This window comes from Corynebacterium sp. HMSC074C03, assembly GCF_001838285.1.
Classification (GTDB): Bacteria; Actinomycetota; Actinomycetes; order Mycobacteriales; family Mycobacteriaceae; genus Corynebacterium; species Corynebacterium amycolatum.
This window is the reverse complement of the sequence record NZ_KV836201.1, coordinates 1-1380: the sequence shown is the minus strand read 5'-3', so window position 1 is coordinate 1380 and position 1380 is coordinate 1. Positions and strand designations below refer to the sequence as shown.

Here is a 1380-nt window from a genome sequence, read left to right as displayed (position 1 = left end):
AAAACCCTTGTGTTTCACACTATTGTGTGTGTTGAATGTTTGGTCTATTAGTACCGGTCACCTCCACACCTTACGATGCTTCCAGATCCGGCCTATCAACCCCATCATCTATAGGGGACCTCAAAAGAAACCTAATCTTGGAACAGGCTTCCCGCTTAGATGCTTTCAGCGGTTATCCCTTCCGTACGTAGCCAACCAGCCATGCCCCAGGCGGGACAACTGGCACACCAGAGGTACGTCCATCCCGGTCCTCTCGTACTAGGGACAGCCTTCCTCAAGTTTCTACGCGCGCGGCGGATAGAGACCGAACTGTCTCACGACGTTCTAAACCCAGCTCGCGTGCCGCTTTAATGGGCGAACAGCCCAACCCTTGGGACCTACTCCAGCCCCAGGATGCGACGAGCCGACATCGAGGTGCCAAACCATCCCGTCGATATGGACTCTTGGGGAAGATCAGCCTGTTATCCCCGGGGTACCTTTTATCCGTTGAGCGACACCGCTTCCACAAGCCGGTGCCGGATCACTAGTCCCTAGTTTCCTACCTGCTCGACCTGTCAGTCTCACAGTCAAGCTCCCTTGTGCACTTACACTCAACACCTGATTGCCAACCAGGCTGAGGGAACCTTTGGGCGCCTCCGTTACTCTTTGGGAGGCAACCGCCCCAGTTAAACTACCCACCAGGCACTGTCCCTAACCCGGATCACGGGCCGAGGTTGAGATGTCCAATACGATCAGAGTGGTATTTCAACAACGACTCCACCCCAACTGGCGTTGAGGCATCACAGTCTCCCACCTATCCTACACAAACCGAACCGAACACCAATACCAAGCTATAGTGAAGGTCCCGGGGTCTTTTCGTCCTGCCGCGCGTAACGAGCATCTTTACTCGTACTGCAATTTCGCCGGGCCTGTGGTTGAGACAGCAGGGAAGTCGTTACGCCATTCGTGCAGGTCGGAACTTACCCGACAAGGAATTTCGCTACCTTAGGATGGTTATAGTTACCACCGCCGTTTACTGGGGCTTAAATTCTCCGCTTCGACCCACAAAGGGATCTAACAGGTCCTCTTAACCTTCCAGCACCGGGCAGGCGTCAGTCCGTATACCTCGACTTAAATGTCTTCGCACGGACCTGTGTTTTTAGTAAACAGTCGCTTCCCTCTATTCTCTGCGGCCACAACCAGCTCAACCACGTCGGTCACCAGTCATGGCCCCCCTTCTCCCGAAGTTACGGGGGCATTTTGCCGAGTTCCTTAACCACAGTTATCCCGATCGCCTTAGTATTCTCTACCTGACTACCTGTGTCGGTTTCGGGTACGGGCCGTATATCCACATCGCTAGAGGCTTTTCTCGGCAGCATAGGATCACCAACTTCCCCAAAA

Annotated in this window: 1 rRNA gene; it reads right to left on the bottom strand. The window is 54.0% G+C overall.

Going from position 1 to position 1380, the window contains the following annotated elements:
• Positions 1 to 26: 26 nt before the first annotated feature.
• Positions 27 to 1380 (bottom strand): 23S ribosomal RNA (locus HMPREF2847_RS03345); the annotation flags it as partial.